At 58.0% G+C, this 14,177-nt stretch carries 17 protein-coding genes; 5 read left to right on the plus strand and 12 right to left on the minus strand.

What is annotated here, in order from left to right:
- Nucleotides 1-3: 3 nt before the first annotated feature.
- From OVA03_RS15890 to OVA03_RS15900, 3 genes are read right to left on the minus strand one after another with little or no spacing between them, the layout of a single operon-like run.
- Nucleotides 4-651, minus strand: coding sequence for a YdcF family protein (locus OVA03_RS15890; protein WP_267526007.1), 648 nt, complete (start codon nucleotides 649-651; stop codon nucleotides 4-6).
- The gene (locus tag OVA03_RS15895; protein WP_267526008.1) at nucleotides 638-1,567 is read right to left on the minus strand and encodes a cell division protein FtsX; all 930 of its coding nucleotides are present in this window, start codon (nucleotides 1,565-1,567) and stop codon (nucleotides 638-640) included. Before OVA03_RS15895 ends, OVA03_RS15890 begins: the two co-directional genes overlap by 14 nt.
- Entirely contained in the window at nucleotides 1,564-2,370 is an 807-nt protein-coding gene (locus OVA03_RS15900; protein WP_420710434.1) for a cell division ATP-binding protein FtsE, read from the minus strand. The genes OVA03_RS15895 and OVA03_RS15900 overlap by 4 nt, the downstream gene beginning before the upstream one ends.
- Before the next feature lie 96 nt (nucleotides 2,371-2,466).
- On the opposite strand from OVA03_RS15900, the gene OVA03_RS15905 reads away from it, so the two are divergent.
- The 3 genes from OVA03_RS15905 to OVA03_RS15915 are packed head-to-tail and all read left to right on the plus strand — an operon-like array spanning nucleotide 2,467 to nucleotide 4,458.
- Nucleotides 2,467-3,432, plus strand: a complete 966-nt coding sequence (locus OVA03_RS15905; protein WP_267526009.1) for an MJ0042-type zinc finger domain-containing protein — start codon at nucleotides 2,467-2,469, stop codon at nucleotides 3,430-3,432.
- Nucleotides 3,433-3,440: 8 nt separating this feature from the next.
- Complete coding sequence (locus OVA03_RS15910) at nucleotides 3,441-3,956, plus strand: phosphoribosyltransferase (RefSeq protein WP_267526010.1); 516 nt, start codon at nucleotides 3,441-3,443, stop codon at nucleotides 3,954-3,956.
- 7 nt (nucleotides 3,957-3,963) lie between these two features.
- On the plus strand, nucleotides 3,964-4,458 hold the full coding sequence (locus tag OVA03_RS15915; RefSeq protein WP_267526011.1) for a hypothetical protein: 495 nt from the start codon (nucleotides 3,964-3,966) through the stop codon (nucleotides 4,456-4,458).
- Between the two features lie 9 nt (nucleotides 4,459-4,467).
- On the opposite strand, the gene OVA03_RS15920 is transcribed toward OVA03_RS15915, so the two are convergent.
- The 5 genes from OVA03_RS15920 to argH all read right to left on the minus strand — a co-directional run bounded on the left by OVA03_RS15920 (nucleotide 4,468) and on the right by argH (nucleotide 8,843).
- The gene (locus tag OVA03_RS15920) at nucleotides 4,468-5,019 is read right to left on the minus strand and encodes a thermonuclease family protein (RefSeq protein WP_267526012.1); all 552 of its coding nucleotides are present in this window, start codon (nucleotides 5,017-5,019) and stop codon (nucleotides 4,468-4,470) included.
- 71 nt (nucleotides 5,020-5,090) lie between these two features.
- Nucleotides 5,091-5,660: a DUF4175 family protein gene (locus OVA03_RS15925; protein ID WP_267526013.1), complete on the minus strand. Its 570-nt coding sequence runs from the start codon at nucleotides 5,658-5,660 to the stop codon at nucleotides 5,091-5,093.
- A gap of 150 nt (nucleotides 5,661-5,810) precedes the next feature.
- Entirely contained in the window at nucleotides 5,811-7,106 is a 1,296-nt protein-coding gene (gene lysA / locus OVA03_RS15930; protein ID WP_267526014.1) for a diaminopimelate decarboxylase, read from the minus strand.
- A gap of 18 nt (nucleotides 7,107-7,124) precedes the next feature.
- A complete protein-coding gene (locus tag OVA03_RS15935) occupies nucleotides 7,125-7,409 on the minus strand; it encodes a hypothetical protein (protein ID WP_267526015.1) in 285 nt (94 codons plus the stop codon).
- A gap of 15 nt (nucleotides 7,410-7,424) precedes the next feature.
- Nucleotides 7,425-8,843: an argininosuccinate lyase gene (gene argH, locus OVA03_RS15940; RefSeq protein WP_420710435.1), complete on the minus strand. Its 1,419-nt coding sequence runs from the start codon at nucleotides 8,841-8,843 to the stop codon at nucleotides 7,425-7,427.
- Between argH and OVA03_RS15945 the strand changes: the two genes are divergently transcribed.
- Complete coding sequence (locus OVA03_RS15945; RefSeq protein WP_267526016.1) at nucleotides 8,842-9,570, plus strand: TlpA family protein disulfide reductase; 729 nt, start codon at nucleotides 8,842-8,844, stop codon at nucleotides 9,568-9,570. The two genes, argH and OVA03_RS15945, sit on opposite strands and share 2 nt — an antisense overlap.
- A gap of 281 nt (nucleotides 9,571-9,851) precedes the next feature.
- Here OVA03_RS15945 and OVA03_RS15950 read toward each other — a convergent pair whose 3' ends face one another.
- Nucleotides 9,852-10,622 carry a hypothetical protein gene (locus OVA03_RS15950; protein WP_267526017.1) on the minus strand — a complete coding sequence of 257 codons (771 nt, stop codon included), beginning with the start codon at nucleotides 10,620-10,622 and terminating at the stop codon, nucleotides 9,852-9,854.
- A 125-nt stretch (nucleotides 10,623-10,747) separates the two neighbouring features.
- Here OVA03_RS15950 and OVA03_RS15955 point away from each other — a divergent pair, with 125 nt between their 5' ends.
- Nucleotides 10,748-11,410, plus strand: a complete 663-nt coding sequence (locus tag OVA03_RS15955; protein ID WP_267526018.1) for a Fe2+-dependent dioxygenase — start codon at nucleotides 10,748-10,750, stop codon at nucleotides 11,408-11,410.
- 151 nt (nucleotides 11,411-11,561) lie between these two features.
- Here the strand turns inward: OVA03_RS15955 and OVA03_RS15960 are convergent, their stop codons facing one another.
- The 3 genes from OVA03_RS15960 to OVA03_RS15970 are packed head-to-tail and all read right to left on the minus strand — an operon-like array spanning nucleotide 11,562 to nucleotide 14,105.
- A complete protein-coding gene (locus OVA03_RS15960) occupies nucleotides 11,562-12,764 on the minus strand; it encodes a DUF418 domain-containing protein (RefSeq protein WP_267526019.1) in 1,203 nt (400 codons plus the stop codon).
- Nucleotides 12,757-13,212 (minus strand): hypothetical protein, encoded by a 456-nt coding sequence (locus tag OVA03_RS15965; protein ID WP_267526020.1) that lies wholly within the window; start codon nucleotides 13,210-13,212, stop codon nucleotides 12,757-12,759. The genes OVA03_RS15960 and OVA03_RS15965 overlap by 8 nt, the downstream gene beginning before the upstream one ends.
- A 14-nt stretch (nucleotides 13,213-13,226) precedes the next feature.
- Entirely contained in the window at nucleotides 13,227-14,105 is an 879-nt protein-coding gene (locus OVA03_RS15970; RefSeq protein ID WP_189486420.1) for a 3-hydroxybutyryl-CoA dehydrogenase, read from the minus strand.
- Between the last annotated feature and the right edge of the window lie 72 nt (nucleotides 14,106-14,177).

Below are 14,177 nucleotides of genomic sequence, written 5' to 3' on the forward strand. Positions count from 1 at the left end.
CACTTAAGAAGAAGTCTCCGGGGCCACGCCATCGGCATGTTTATCCTTGCCGAACAGCGACGCGACACTCCCTACCAGATTACGCCCCAGTATGGCGAGGTATTTGCAATATTCGATCACCAGAACCCGCGACCCTGAGGTCGATTTCCACCACGCCCGCGCATCCAGAGACGGTGTGGCCACCGGGTAGGCGTGCAGTGTCGCTTCGGGCAGGGCTTGCTTGATCTCCAGCAAACTGCGCGGCATGTGGTAGTCGGAGGTGACCACGATCAGGTCATCATAGTCCTTGGCCCGCGCCCAGGCGGCGATTTCGGCGGCATTACCCACCGTATCAACGGCATCAAAGCCCAGATCAACGCAGCAGTCATAGAGCCGCTTTGAGCCATCGGTGACGGGCAGCAGTTCCGGACGGCGCACCTCTTTGTTGACGCCGGAGATCAGCAGACGCTCACCTTTGCGCCGTTCCAGCAGGCGCATACCTTCGCGGATGCGCATGTCGGAGGCACCGGTAAGCGCGACGATCGCGTCAGCCTTGTCTTCGGGCTCGATGGCGGGGGTCGAATCGATGACACGGTCAGCAAAGAAAAACAGACCCGCCACCCACAACAGGATCAGGCTGAGGACAGCCAGCATAATCTTACGCTTTTTCATGTGCTCCCCCCAATAGTCTCAACGTGACCATGCGTGCGGTCGTGGCGGAAATCAATGCCACCAGTAACGGACACGGTATTAATATTAACAGGTCAAACCACGAAAAGGGAAGGGCTAAGGCAAAGCTTTGTGACGGGGAGATCAGTTTGATGATCACTGTGACCAGACCCGCCGCCGCCGCACCCATGACACCGGAGGTCACGGCAAGGCTCATGAAGCGGTACTGAAAGCGCTGGGCGATAAAGCCATCGGACGCACCGCACAGGCTTAAAATTTCGATAATGTCCGATCGTGTGGTCAAACCGGCGCGGGTGGCAAAGCTGACGACGGCCCCTGCGGCGACCGCGACAATCGTGAAAATCGCAAACGATATCAGTCGAATAATCAGGGCCGCTTGCTCGATATCCTTAAGCCAGGTCGAATGGTCATCAAGGCTGGCGTCAATGTCGCGGGCGGTCAGCGCGCTCATAACATCAATGGCGGTGGCGGGGTTGTCCTTATCCAGCCTGACCTCGACCAGATTGGGTACGGGCAGGTCATCCAGTACCACATCGCCCAGCCAAGGCTTGATCAGCTCTCGGGCGCGTTCAGGCTCAAGGGCCGCGGCTTCTTCGACGCCCTTGACGCCGCCCAGAATCTCAGCGGCCTTGGCGGCGGCCATGGCCCCGGTCTCCAGCCCTGACGGGCGCACCTGCACGGTGACTTCGGCGCGCAGGTCGCGGGCCCAGCCCTGCGCCGCCCGGTCAGAGGCCATAGCCACAATCGCCGACAGGCAAGCGATGAAGCACAGGACGGCGATGACAAAGTGCAGCGACACTTCGCGGGTGTCTTCGGCCGGCAAAAGGTCGGCCCGGACAATGCCGGGAATGGACTCTTTGGGGGCTTTGACTTTCTTACGACGCAACACGCGGATCATACTCCAGGCTCCGGTGTATTGCGCTCCGGCATGTTGCCCGGTTGCAGCCGCGCCGACAGGTCGCGGCTCAGGTCGCGCTTATGGATATTGCCGTGGCGCAGTTCCAGCACCGGCATGCCCGACGCCTGAATGAGGCTCTCATCGTGGGTCGCAAAGATTACCGTCGCCCCCAGCCGGTTGAGCTCAATCAGCAACCGCATGATGCGCAGGCCCATAGCGTAGTCGATATTGCCGGTCGGCTCATCGGCCAGAATCAGCGTCGGGCGATGGACCACCGCGCGGGCAATAGCCAGCCGTTGTTTCTCCCCGCCCGACAGTACCGGCGGCATCAGATGGAGATGGTTTTTCAAACCGACCCAGGTCAGAAGTTCGGTAACATCGCCGGCGTAGTCGCGCGGCTTGGCACCGGTAACCACCAGCGGCAGGGCGGCATTATCAAACACATTGAGATGATCCAGAAGCCGGAACTCCTGAAACACGACCCCCAGCCGCCGGCGCAGGCGCGTGCGTTGATCGCGGTCATCAGGGTTAATTTTTTCGCCCATAAGTAAAATCTGCCCGGCACTAGGTTGCTGGGCCAGATAGATCATCTTGAGCAGGGAGGTTTTGCCCGCGCCCGATGGGCCGGTCAGAAAATGAAATGAGCCCGCAGCGATTTGAAAATTAAGGGATTTCAGGATGAACTGATTGGGGTCGCGGCTGATTTTGGCGTCGCGCCCGTAGCCCAGACTGACGTCGATGAACGACAGAATCGCCTGTTCATCAGCGCTATCGGGCGGGGCAGACGGAGCATATTGGCGCAACGGGCTTGATCACTTGTTAAGGGTTTCCGAAGCATAAAACGGACAGGTATTAATATGGGCTTTATCTGGCGATTCGCCAGAATTGATTCTGCTTAAATGATTCTCACCTGTCCCAATTGCGCGACCAGCTATGAGATCGCCGATGCCAGCTTAGGTCCGGCCGGGCGCAATGTGCGCTGCGCGGCCTGTAAGACCATGTGGCATGCCCAAAAGCCGGAAGAACCGATTGAACTGCCGTTAAGTGCCGCGGCCGCCCCCAAGCCTGTCGATAAAAAACCGGCTGAGGTCAAGGCCAAAGAGTTGCCGAAGCTTTACCGCACCATGCTGGTCGATAAAAAACGCGCTCAGGCGCTGGCGACGCAAGGCATGATCTGGGGCGGGCTTGCTGCCGTGTTTGTCGCTATTCTGGGCTTAAGTTATTTTCTGCGGGTTGATATTGTGCGCGCCTTTCCCGGTGTCGCCAATGCCTATGCCATGGCCGGTCTGAAGGTCAATGCGGCGGGGCTGGAGTTCGTCAACTATAAGGTCGAGCCGTCGTTCAAGGGCGGGCGCTTTGTGGTCAGCGTCCATGCGGAGGTGAAGAACCTGCGCGACGAAGACACTCCTGTACCGCCGGTCAAGGCCACGATTCTGGATTCTGAGAACCGCACGGTCTCAACCATTCTGGTGCCATCGAACGGGCTGGTGGTCGCTCCCAATGAAACACGGACCCTGGTGTTCGATGTGCCGGATGCCAAAAATATGGCCGCATCGGTAGAGCTGATGTTTGATCTGGTCGCGATGAAGGCGCAAGGAAAGAGCAAGTCTACGCAACACGCCTCGGCCAGCCATAAAACGGATGGCCATGCGGTTCCGGCAGACGGGCACGGCGAAGAGGCAGCCGATCACGCCCCCACAGCGGCTGATCATGCCCAGCAAGCCGCTGATGCCCATGCTGTGCCGGATGAGGCCAGTCATGAACCGGCACCAGACGCTCATCAGGAACCTGCTTTAAAACCGGCACTGTCTTCAGGCGGTGACGGCCATGCGCCACCACCGCTTAAAACGACCCCGCATCACTGAGTAGCCCCATGACCGCAGCAACAACCGTTCTGTTAAGCGAAACCGAGATCGCCGCCTGCGTTGAGCGCGTAGCGCAAGCCTTGGCCCCGCGGCTGAAACCCGACTGCGTGGGGATTTGCCTGCTGACGGGAGGGTTGTGGTTCACCGCCGATCTGACGCGGGCGCTTGCACGGCTGGGGGTTGACCTGAGTTTTGATGCCCTGTGGCTATCGTCCTATGGTGATGGCCGTGAAAGCGGCGAACTGCTGTTGCGGGCCGATTTGCAACGCCCGGTGCAGGGGCGGCAGGTGCTGCTGATGGACGATGTGCTGGATACCGGGGCGTCGTTGAAATTCGCGCGCGACCATGTGCTGCGCGCCGAGGCCAGCGAGGTCATCATCGCCGTCATGGCCCAAAAGCCGGTCGCCCGCTCTATCGAAGCGGATGTGGTCGGCTGGGAAGCGCCGCTGCGCTATCTGGTCGGCTACGGCCTTGATGATGGCGCCAGGATGCGGGGTTTGCCCTATATCGGCGCTTTGGACTGACCTTCCAATGGCGCAGCCAAAACGAGCCTTGCAGGTTGGTGATCTTTTTGAATTGACTGTTGACGATGGCTGCTTTGGTTATGGCGTAATTACAAAGCCCGGTGTTGTTTTTAGTGTACTGATTTTAAGCAAAATTTACATCGGAAGGCCTGACATAAATGAATTGCTTGCAGATGACTCTGGATTGATTGGTGCCACAACAGATAGTTTTTTCCATCATGATCGTTGGAATTTAATTGCTCATGATTTTCTTATTCCCGTAAATATTCCCTACCCAAATTGGAAGATCGGCACTGCTCAAGAACTACGGGTTACGGATTATGATGGAAAGCAGACGTGGCCCATTCGTCCGCATGAAGTCGATTTGCTTGACTACAAGTTTAATGTTTCTCCTCTCCATTTCCATAAAGCGCTACAAGCATTGAATGGTATAGGGGAATGGAACGCAGAGTATGAAAAACTAACATGCGAGTATGCTAGGCGTCGTGTGACTAGGATTTAAACTTGAGCATTAATGCCGATAGGTTTCCGGGCGGCTGAAACCGTAGGCCCACGCGCCGCGGCGCTGATCGCGGGCGGCTTTTTCGAGCGGGACGTATATATCTGAATAGCGGGTATAGGCCAGCGCCAGTCCTGATCTGACCTGTTCGGCACCAATATCCTTACTTCCCGCCTTGCAGATGGCGACGATCCGGCCATAGCGATCGGTATCGCGGGCCCAGCAAGTGATGGCCAGACCCGCGACCAGTTGCGCCAGATGCGCTTTGGAGGCCTGACCGCAGGCGTAAGGTCCGCAGGTCTGATCATATTCAAACGCATCGATGCCGTGCAGGCGGATTTTGTGGTCGCCGATTTTCAGTCCGTCGCCGTCTATGGCGGTGGCGCGGCCCTGTAGGGTGGATTGAGCTGCGGCGGCTTCGGCAGGTGCGGGGGCTGGAAAGGTCTTATCGTAAATGATGACGCCGACCACGATCAGGGTGACCCACAGCAGGGCGGTGCTGACGATGGTGCGCCTGATTTTCGGACGGGTAGAGCGGTTAGCGGCCATAACAAACTTGGTCATTGTGATATCCATTAAAGGCTCGGATATCAAAGTTATTCACAGGCGTGTTTCGCAAATGTTAAGCGACACAGTTAACCGTTCGGGGGTAAATGGCTCATCAGGTTCTGGGATACCGCTATAATCGCGGCGGGTGCGGGCGGGCGATCCTCAAGGAAAGGGTTAAAGGCCGCGCCGACCTGGTTAATGGATACCGGCCCAATAATCAGGAACCCCAGCACGGCGGCAAGGGCTGCCACAAAGCGCAGCGCCATCGGATCGCCCTGAGCTAGCCCGGCCTTGGGCTTGGCTACCTTTAGTTTCGGATGGATCTTAAGATGACGCATCCCTAAGACCTTATGGTACTCATAGCCGTTATCAAGCGCCAGACGGGCAATGATTTCCTGAAAGGTCGGACGCTTAAAACGCATAAGGCCCCGCACGACAAACGCCACCGTCACGATGACAATTCCAGCCAAAACTCCGGCATGGGCCAAAGGTACCAAAAGTGCAAACAGGCCCCACTGACCGCCGACGGCAATCAGGGCCGCACTCACGACAATGGGGGCGAGGGCGGGTAATATCCGCTCCCAGATCATGACCCATTCCGTGCCGGTCATGGCCCGGCCGTGATCGGAAAAGCGCGATGGTCGTTGCAGTTTCATCCGGTTCCCCAACCTAAAACCAAGGCGGTACGCCTTGCCGTAAAAACTTATAATGACAAATTTAATCGCAGGGCCGCCCCAAGATTAAATTTGGCCATATGGGCCCCATGAAAAAGTACACTGAGCGTCAGCGAAGGACTTTTTTATGAGTTACGCCAGCCACTCAGGAAGTGTTTCGCGTTTCAGCATGTCTTCATAGCTTGGCCTAGGGCGCACTATTGCCCATTTTTCGTCACGCACCAACACCTCCGGGGCGAGTGGACGCGAATTATATTCGCCTCCCATTACGGCACCATACGCCCCTGCCGACATGAAGGCGATCAGGTCACCGGCTTTGAGTTCGGGCAAGGTACGGTCGCGGGTGAAGGTATCGCCGGTTTCACACACGGGGCCCACCACATCATAGATGGCTGTTTTGGCATCGCCCACTTGCGTGACCGGGCGGATATCATGGAAAGCGTCATAAAGCGCCGGACGCATCAGGTCGTTCATGGCGGCATCGACCACTAAGAACTGCTGGCCGGAATCCTTGCGCTCATGAACATGGATGACGCGCGACAGCATGATCCCGGCATTGGCGGCGATCAGGCGACCGGGCTCAAAGGTATAGCGCACGCCCAGATTACCAACGGTCAGCGCCACCATCTCAGCAAAGACATCGGGCGAGGGCGGGGCGGGCTGGTTGAAATAGGGCACGCCCAAACCGCCACCCAGATCAAGCCGTTCAACGCTTAAGCCCTGGGCGCGCAGTTCCAGAACCCATGATTTCATACGCGCAAAGGCGGCCTGCATCGGCGCGAGGTCTGAAATCTGGCTACCGATATGGCAGGCAATGCCGAGCGGGGCGAGATTGGGATCACTCGCGGCCTCGGCATAGAGCGCGATCGCCTCCTGAGCTGATACGCCAAACTTGTCTTTCGCGCCGCCGGTGGTGATCTTGGCGTGCCCGCCCGCACCGACACCCGGATTGATGCGGATGACCAGCGGGGCGACCATGTTGAGCGAGGCCGCGACCTTTGATAGGCGTAAGAGTTCGGGACGGGATTCGACATTGAGCTGATAAATACCGACCTTGAGCGCGAAGGCCATTTCCGCATCGGTCTTGCCCACACCGGAAAAGACGATTTTTTCGGGCGCAATCCCGGCATCAAGGGCGCGGCGGATTTCGCCTTCCGAGACCGTATCGGCCCCGCAGCCCAATCGGGCCAAGCTACGCAGGACGGCGCGGTTAGAGTTCGACTTCATCGCAAAGGCAATCAGCGGGTCTTCGCCCTTGGGGCTTTGCAGTTCCGGCTGATCGATCAGCTCCCCCGCAAACACCTTATAGTGGCGCTCCAGCGTGGCGGATGAATAGACATAAAGCGGCGTGCCGATATGGTCGGCCAGGTCTTTGAGCGAAACCTGCTCACAGAACATATCGCCGTCTTTGTAGTCGAAATGGTTCATCGAACTCTTATCTTTTAATTACTGGCGCTGGGAATTGCCCGTGCCCTCAAGCGGGGCGTCCTGCACCTTGACGTTGTTGCTGTAGTAAGGGTCGGCTGCGGCCGGTTTATCGCTGGCGCGCGGCAGGGATTTTTCGGTTTTCTTGCCTTGGGCCTCTGCCGTCTTGATGGCCTCGCGTTCGGCCTTGGCTTCCTTGCCCCACAACGGCGGCGCCTTATCCAGATCGCCCTGCTTACCGCAGGCGCTTAAACTTAAGCCCATCGCCACGCCGATAATGAGAGCGGCTTTCCCCAGTTTCACCATCACCTTAAATCCCTTTTAGCTTAAGCGCTGTTTGTGGCGCTCGATTTGCAAACGCACCTGATCCGGAGCCGTGCCGCCATAGCTTTGGCGCGACGCACAGGAGGCTTCGGGAGTCAAAACCTTATACACATCATCGGTAATGCCCGCTTCAAGTTTTTGCAGGTCATTGAGGCTTAATTGCGCCAGATCGATGTCACGGCTTTCGGCAAGCTTTACCGCAGCCCCCGTAACATGGTGGGCATCGCGGAACGGCATGTTGAGATTGCGCACCAGCCAGTCGGCAAGGTCGGTGGCGGTCGAGAACCCGCCGGAGGCTGCCGCCTTCATGCGGGCCGTGTTGGCGGTCAGGTCGCGCACCATGCCGGTCATGGCGCTAAGCGCCAGTTCAAGCGAATCGAAGGCCTCGAATACGGGTGGTTTGTCTTCCTGCATGTCCTTGGAGTAGGCGAGCGGCAGGCCCTTCATGACGGTGGTCAGCGCCATCAGAGCACCGGTAATTCGCCCGGTCTTGGCGCGCACCAGTTCGGCAGCGTCAGGGTTGCGCTTTTGTGGCATGATCGAGGAGCCGGTCGAAAAGGCATCGGACAGCTTGATGAACCCGAATTGCGGCGTGGTCCAGATGACGATTTCTTCGGCCAGACGCGACAGATGACCGGCGCAAATGCTGGCGTGGCTTAAGGACTCAAGCGCGAAATCGCGGGCGGAGACGCCGTCAAGGCTATTGCCCATTGGCCGGTCAAAACCAAGTGCTGCGGACGTCGCAAAGCGGTCGATATTGAAGGGCGATCCGGCAAGTGCTGCCGACCCGAGCGGATTTTCGTTCATGCGCGCGCGGGCATCGGCAAAGCGCGACGCATCGCGGCTGAACATTTCGACATAGGCCATCAGGTGGTGGCCAAAGGTCACCGGCTGGGCGGGTTGAAGATGGGTAAAGCCCGGCATCAGGGCGTCGGCATATTCCTCAGCGCGCTCCAGCAAGGCCTGTTGTAGGTCGGTCAATTGCACGATGGTCTGATCGACCTGAGCGCGCACCCACAGACGAAAATCGGTCGCGACCTGATCGTTGCGCGAGCGGGCGGTATGCAAACGCCCGGCGGTGGCACCGATCAGTTCACGCAGGCGCGCCTCGACATTCATGTGAATGTCCTCATATTCCGCGCGGAAGGGGAATACACCTGATTGAATCTCTTCGGCAATTGTCGCCAAACCGGTATCAATCTGTTGGGCATCGTCAGAACTTATGATACCTTGCTGGCTTAACATGGCGGCGTGGGCGCGTGAGCCCGCAATGTCCTGAGCCCACAGGCGCTTGTCGACCTCAATGGAGACATTGATGGCCTGCATGATCTGATCGGGCTTGGCATTGAAGCGACCGCCCCACATTTTCTGGCCTTCCGGGGCCACGGGTTTTTGAGGGTCGGATTGATCGGTCATGGGTGAAGTTCCGGACGAAAACAACGGTGTGAAAAAAACTGACGCACCCTTAACCTCGGAAAAGGTTCAGGCCAAGTCTGAACTGGCGGCAAAGTCCAAAATCGTCGAGGGCAAAAAGAATAAGCGCCGTCTGGGAATGGCGATTGGCCTAGGTATTGTGGCGGTGCTTGGGGCTGGTTTGTTTGCGGTCATTGCCATGAAGCCCGACAGTCAGGCGGTGCAGGCCGTAGCGGTGCCGACTGCACAGGGGCCGCTGAAAGCCTATGCCACCGGCACCTTGGCCAAACTGATCACCCATGAGACGCCAAAGACTCTGACCGACATCGAATTTTATGACGGCGACAAAAACCCCATCCACGTCAGCGATTTTGCGGGCAAGGTCGTGGTGCTGAACGTCTGGGCGACCTGGTGTGCGCCGTGCCGGGTCGAGATGCCTACCTTGGCCCGCCTGCAAGGCATGTATCCGGTCGATCAGATGAAAGTGCTGCCGCTCAGCGTCGATACCGAAGACAAACTGCCCGATGTCAAAAGCTTTATCGGGGTGCATGAGCCGCTGGGGATCTATAACGATCCGCATTTTGCCGCGCCGTCGAACTATGTCGTCAACGCCATGCCCACGACCCTGATCATCGACAAGCAGGGCCGCGAAGTCGCCCGCCTGGAGGGCGAAGCCCACTGGGATCAGCCGGAAGTGAAGGCGTTTTTGGATAAGTTGCTCACCCAGTAAAATCGTGGCTTTTCTCCTCCCTACGCTTGCGTGGGGAGGTGGATTGGCGCGTAAGCGGCAAGACGGAGGGGTATCTTATGGCGGGTAATACCCCCCCGTCATCCTTTCAGGCTCACACCTCTCCATGAAATGGGGAGGAGAAGGTACGCACTAAAAAAGGCGGCGATCGGGGATGGATCGCCGCCCTTATATGTCTGCGCATGTGCCGGTTTCAGGTTATCCGGGCCGCACGGTGACTTAAGGCCACAGTGCGGCGGGTGCGCAGATCAATAACGCCTTAATTACAGCGAGTTGATCGAAAGCTCGATACGGCTGACCGAAGAGACGACCTTGGATTTATCAACGATCTTGGCGGCCTCTTCCGGAGCCAGGGTCGTTGGCCAGTAGGCGGCCAGGGCATCGACATCGGCCTTGATCGGGGCCAGCGACTTTTCACGCGCGACCAGATCCTTCAGCGACAGGGCGGCACCCTGGCTGTGCAGATATTCGGTCGGATCGATGATGCCTTCTTTCAGGACTTCGGCATAAAGCCCTTGGGTCAGTTCGGCCATACCAATGGCGGTGTCCTTGGCCACGCCGGGGTTCTTGGCGTAGGCGGCGTCGATGGCGGCAATCGCGGCCTTGATGTCGGCCTCAGATCCGGTTTCCGCAGCTTTGCGCACAGCCGCAACATCGAGACCGGCGGCAACCAGTTTAGGCTCCTGCGGATCGAGCGCTTCCGACAGGCCCTGACCGATAACGATAGCCGCCCCTTCGGTGCCGTCAGCGGATTTGGAGACCTTTTGACCGACCAGCAAAAAGCCCTTGATGTGCTGCAAACGCAGGGTCAAACGGCTCGATTCCGGGATCGACGAATAGGCCAGAACCGCGCCGCCTTCACCGGCTTCGCCACCGGCGACAACCGCAGTGTTGGCTGCATCAGCGCTGGCGGCGGCATCTTCGGTTGTGGTGGCCGTGCCGTCCTTTGGCTTTTCACCGCAGGCGCTAAGCGCCCCAAGCATCATCAGGCCGCCGGCCGCGCCGGTCCACAGTTTAGGTTTGAACTCGATCATCTAAAATCACCCGAAATAAGTTGACGCCATATATCAATGTGGTGTGGTCTGTAGCGCACCATGTGTCACTTTGCAAGTGGTTCGCAATATTAGTTTTTGGCTTACGACGTAAATTAAGGTCCGACATGCTGCTGATCAATCGCGTACTGGATGACGAAGACCTTAAGCGTGTGACGGCCCTGTTTGATGAGATGCGGCTGACCGACGGCAAGCAAACCGCAGGCGCTGCGGCGCGCAAGGTCAAGTCCAATCAGCAGGCCGACTGGCGCGACCCCAAGGCGATTGCCCTGCGTGGTTTCTTGCGAAAAGCGATGGAGCGCCACCCTCTGTTTATGTCCTATGTCCGTCCGGCGAAGTGGTCGCGCCTGATCCTAAGCCGGTACGGTGTCGGCAATGCCTACGGGATGCATACCGATGACGCCATGATGAAGGATGAGGCGGGCGGGCATTTGCGTACCGATTTGTCGTTTACGTTATTTCTGTCGCCGCGTGACAGCTATGAGGGCGGCGCGCTAAGCTTGGAAAGCGTTGAGGGGGTGCGCGATGTGCGCCTTGCGGCCGGGGATATGATCGTCTACCGCACCGGCCTGCTGCATCAGGTAACTCCGGTGACTGAGGGCGAACGGCGCGCTTGCGTTGGCTGGGTGCAGAGCCAGATCCGCCGCGACGATCAGCGTGAGGTGCTGTTTGACCTTGATCAGGTGCGCGCCAGCCTGCCCGAAAGCGCGCAAAAGCTGATGGTCGATAAGAGCGTGGGGAATCTGCTGCGTATGTGGTCCGAAGTTTAAAAAATCGCTCGTCGTACCCCTCCGCCTCGCTATGGCTCGGCACCTCCCCATTAAATGGGGAGGAGGTAGGGTGTGCGCGACTTTTAATCTCCTCCCTACGTTTGCGTGGGGAGGTGGCGCGACGCTTTAGCGGCGTGACGGAGGGGTACTTTTATTTCAAAATAGCCACAAACCGCTGATGGCTTAGACACCGCCACACCCACTCGAACGGCCCATAGCGGAAGGCACGCATCCACAGGTGGCTGAAGATAAGCTGGCCCACCCAGATGGCGACGACAATCGGCACAAGGCCCGCATTGCCAACCGTGCCATATAGCCCAAGCCCCCAGCTTTGCGGGGCGCGACCACCGTAAAATATCACTGTCATAATCAGCGATTGCAGCAGGTAATTGGTGAAGGCCATACGACCGGCATCACGCAGAGGCGACAACAGCCTAAGCCCCCACGGTGTCCGAGCGATCAGTATCAGGGCCGACACATAGCCCAGACTGACGATGATCGACAGATATTCATTGGCGACGGCATAAAGCCCCATAATCCGAACGGCGGGAAAGCCCTCACTAATGATCACGGCGGCCTGCCAGCCGATCACGGCAAGACTGACCCCGGCAAGGGCGATGACCGTGGCATAGGTGGCCGTCCGGCTCTCGCCCCTGAAAAAGCCGGATTTGAACAGGCCCAGACCCATCATCATCAGCCCGATCGTCACCGGCAGGTAGAACAGGATTTCATTGACGATGCTTTGCGACCACATGGCGAAATTACCGCTCAGTGAACCGGAAAAGCCTGAACGCATCTGCTCAATGATCGGATTCAACAGATCGGGCAGGGGCATGGACGGTTCAGGTATAACCCCGATGCCGTCATTAATCGCGGGCCACAGGATGATGCCGTTGCCGACCAGATAAAGCGCGCTGCCCGCGACCAGCAAGGCTTTAGCCCCCAGATTACGCCAACTGAAAAAGACAAACCCGCATATAGCATAGAGCAGCAAAATATCGCCGTACCAGATCAGCGCGCCGTGGATCAGGCCAAAGATCACCATCCAACCCAACCGTCTGCCGATCACCCGCCCGGTCAATGGCATGTCGTCCGGTTCTGATGCGCTGATCAGATGGAGGCTGACGCCGAAAAGCATGGAAAAAATTGTGATGAACTTGCCGGTGAAAAAGACCTCATCAACCCACCACACGGCGATGTCGGCGGACGTCATACCCAGCGGCGACAGGGCCGGGTTGACATAGACATGCATCGGCATGGCAAAGGCTATGGCATTGACAAACAATATGCCCAGAATGCTCAGGCCCCGCACGATGTCGAGATAGACAATACGGCGGGGTGCAGCGTCAGACATGGGGAACCGCTGTGTCGGGCGGGGTGCGTTTCAGGGCTATCTGTTGCAGGGTAATGGCTGCCGGAATGGCCAGTACCAGTTGCGCCACCACCATCAACAGGCTGAAGCCGGCAAAGGGGATGAGGTTGTGCGATGTCGCGGGGACCTTATGGTGCAGCAGAAACTGCCCGAACGCCAAGGCACTGCCCAGTAGGCCGATCAGCCCTGCGCAGGTCAATCCCATCACGACGGCCTTCAGGCGCGATTTGGGCACCTTGAGCGACCACAGGGCCAGGGCCCCGACCATCCAGAAGAACCCAAGCCCGATCTGCCTTTGGGTTTCAACCACGGCATCGGCACCCTGTGGAGCCAGCAGACGCGCGAAAAACCACACACAGCCGTGCAACACCATCGCCCCGATCAGGCTGGTGACCATCCATGGAAAGGCGGGTTGTCTAAGCTGAAGCACGCAGGGCTCTTGTCTTAACGGGTAGGTATCGGCTTTTCGCCGCGATAGTCGTAAAAGCCGCGTCCGGTTTTACGTCCCAGCCAGCCAGCCTCGACATACTTCACCAGCAGCGGGCAGGGCCGATACTTGGAATCCGCCAGACCGTCATGCAGCATTTCCATGATCGCCAGCACCGTATCAAGCCCAATGAAATCGCCAAGCTCCAGCGGCCCCATCGGGTGATTGGCCCCAAGTTTCAGAGCTGTGTCGATAGCCTCGACCGTGCCGACGCCTTCGTACAGGGTATAGATCGCCTCATTGATCATGGGGATCAGGACGCGGTTGACGATAAAGGCCGGGTAATCTTCGGAATTGGCGGTGATCTTGCCTAAGCTTTGCGCAAATTCGACGGCGGCCTGATAGGTTTCGGGGTCGGTGGCGATGCCGCGAATAATCTCGACCAGCTTCATCACCGGCACCGGGTTCATGAAGTGCAGACCGATAAACTTGCCCGGACGATCGGACGCGGCGGCTAAGCGCGTGATCGAAATGGAGGAAGTGTTGGAGGCCAGAATAGCGTCAGGTTTTAAGTGCTCACTGACCGATTTGAAGATGGCTTTTTTGATCTCTTCATTTTCGGTGGCGGCTTCGATCACCAGATCGCAGTCTTTCAGGTCATGGGCGGACGCTGCCGGTTGCAGGCGGCCCATGCTGGCCTTGGCGTCGTCCGGCGTAATGACCTCTTTTTCGATCAGGCGATTGAAGCCCTTATTGATCTTTTCAAGGGCAGCGTGGACGGCGTCGATCTTTTGGTCATGCAGCAGCACCGTGTAACCCGCCTGAGCGCAAACCTGAGCGATACCTGCCCCCATCTGACCCGCGCCGATAATGCCCACTGACTTGATATTCATAATCACCATTACACCTGCTACAAAACTGTATCTGTAAGACTATAGGGCCTGACCGCACAATCAAGCCCAAAAGAA

Source organism: Asticcacaulis sp. SL142 (assembly GCF_026625745.1).
In the GTDB taxonomy this organism is placed as follows: Bacteria; Pseudomonadota; Alphaproteobacteria; order Caulobacterales; family Caulobacteraceae; genus Asticcacaulis.

Excerpts from the sequence above, each read along its gene's own strand:
- OVA03_RS15905 (WP_267526009.1), top strand. The coding sequence starts at position 2,467 with ATGATTCTCACCTGTCCCAATTGCGCGACCAGCTATGAGATCGCCGAT.
- OVA03_RS15920 (WP_267526012.1), bottom strand. The coding sequence starts at position 5,019 with ATGACCAAGTTTGTTATGGCCGCTAACCGCTCTACCCGTCCGAAAATC.
- lysA (WP_267526014.1), bottom strand. The coding sequence starts at position 7,106 with ATGAACCATTTCGACTACAAAGACGGCGATATGTTCTGTGAGCAGGTT.
- argH (WP_420710435.1), bottom strand. The coding sequence starts at position 8,843 with ATGACCGATCAATCCGACCCTCAAAAACCCGTGGCCCCGGAAGGCCAG.
- OVA03_RS15960 (WP_267526019.1), bottom strand. The coding sequence starts at position 12,764 with ATGTCTGACGCTGCACCCCGCCGTATTGTCTATCTCGACATCGTGCGG.
- OVA03_RS15955 (WP_267526018.1), top strand. The coding sequence starts at position 10,748 with ATGCTGCTGATCAATCGCGTACTGGATGACGAAGACCTTAAGCGTGTG.
- OVA03_RS15925 (WP_267526013.1), bottom strand. The coding sequence starts at position 5,660 with ATGAAACTGCAACGACCATCGCGCTTTTCCGATCACGGCCGGGCCATG.
- OVA03_RS15910 (WP_267526010.1), top strand. The coding sequence starts at position 3,441 with ATGACCGCAGCAACAACCGTTCTGTTAAGCGAAACCGAGATCGCCGCC.
- OVA03_RS15915 (WP_267526011.1), top strand. The coding sequence starts at position 3,964 with ATGGCGCAGCCAAAACGAGCCTTGCAGGTTGGTGATCTTTTTGAATTG.
- OVA03_RS15895 (WP_267526008.1), bottom strand. The coding sequence starts at position 1,567 with ATGATCCGCGTGTTGCGTCGTAAGAAAGTCAAAGCCCCCAAAGAGTCC.
- OVA03_RS15890 (WP_267526007.1), bottom strand. The coding sequence starts at position 651 with ATGAAAAAGCGTAAGATTATGCTGGCTGTCCTCAGCCTGATCCTGTTG.
- OVA03_RS15950 (WP_267526017.1), bottom strand. The coding sequence starts at position 10,622 with ATGATCGAGTTCAAACCTAAACTGTGGACCGGCGCGGCCGGCGGCCTG.
- OVA03_RS15935 (WP_267526015.1), bottom strand. The coding sequence starts at position 7,409 with ATGGTGAAACTGGGGAAAGCCGCTCTCATTATCGGCGTGGCGATGGGC.
- OVA03_RS15945 (WP_267526016.1), top strand. The coding sequence starts at position 8,842 with ATGGGTGAAGTTCCGGACGAAAACAACGGTGTGAAAAAAACTGACGCA.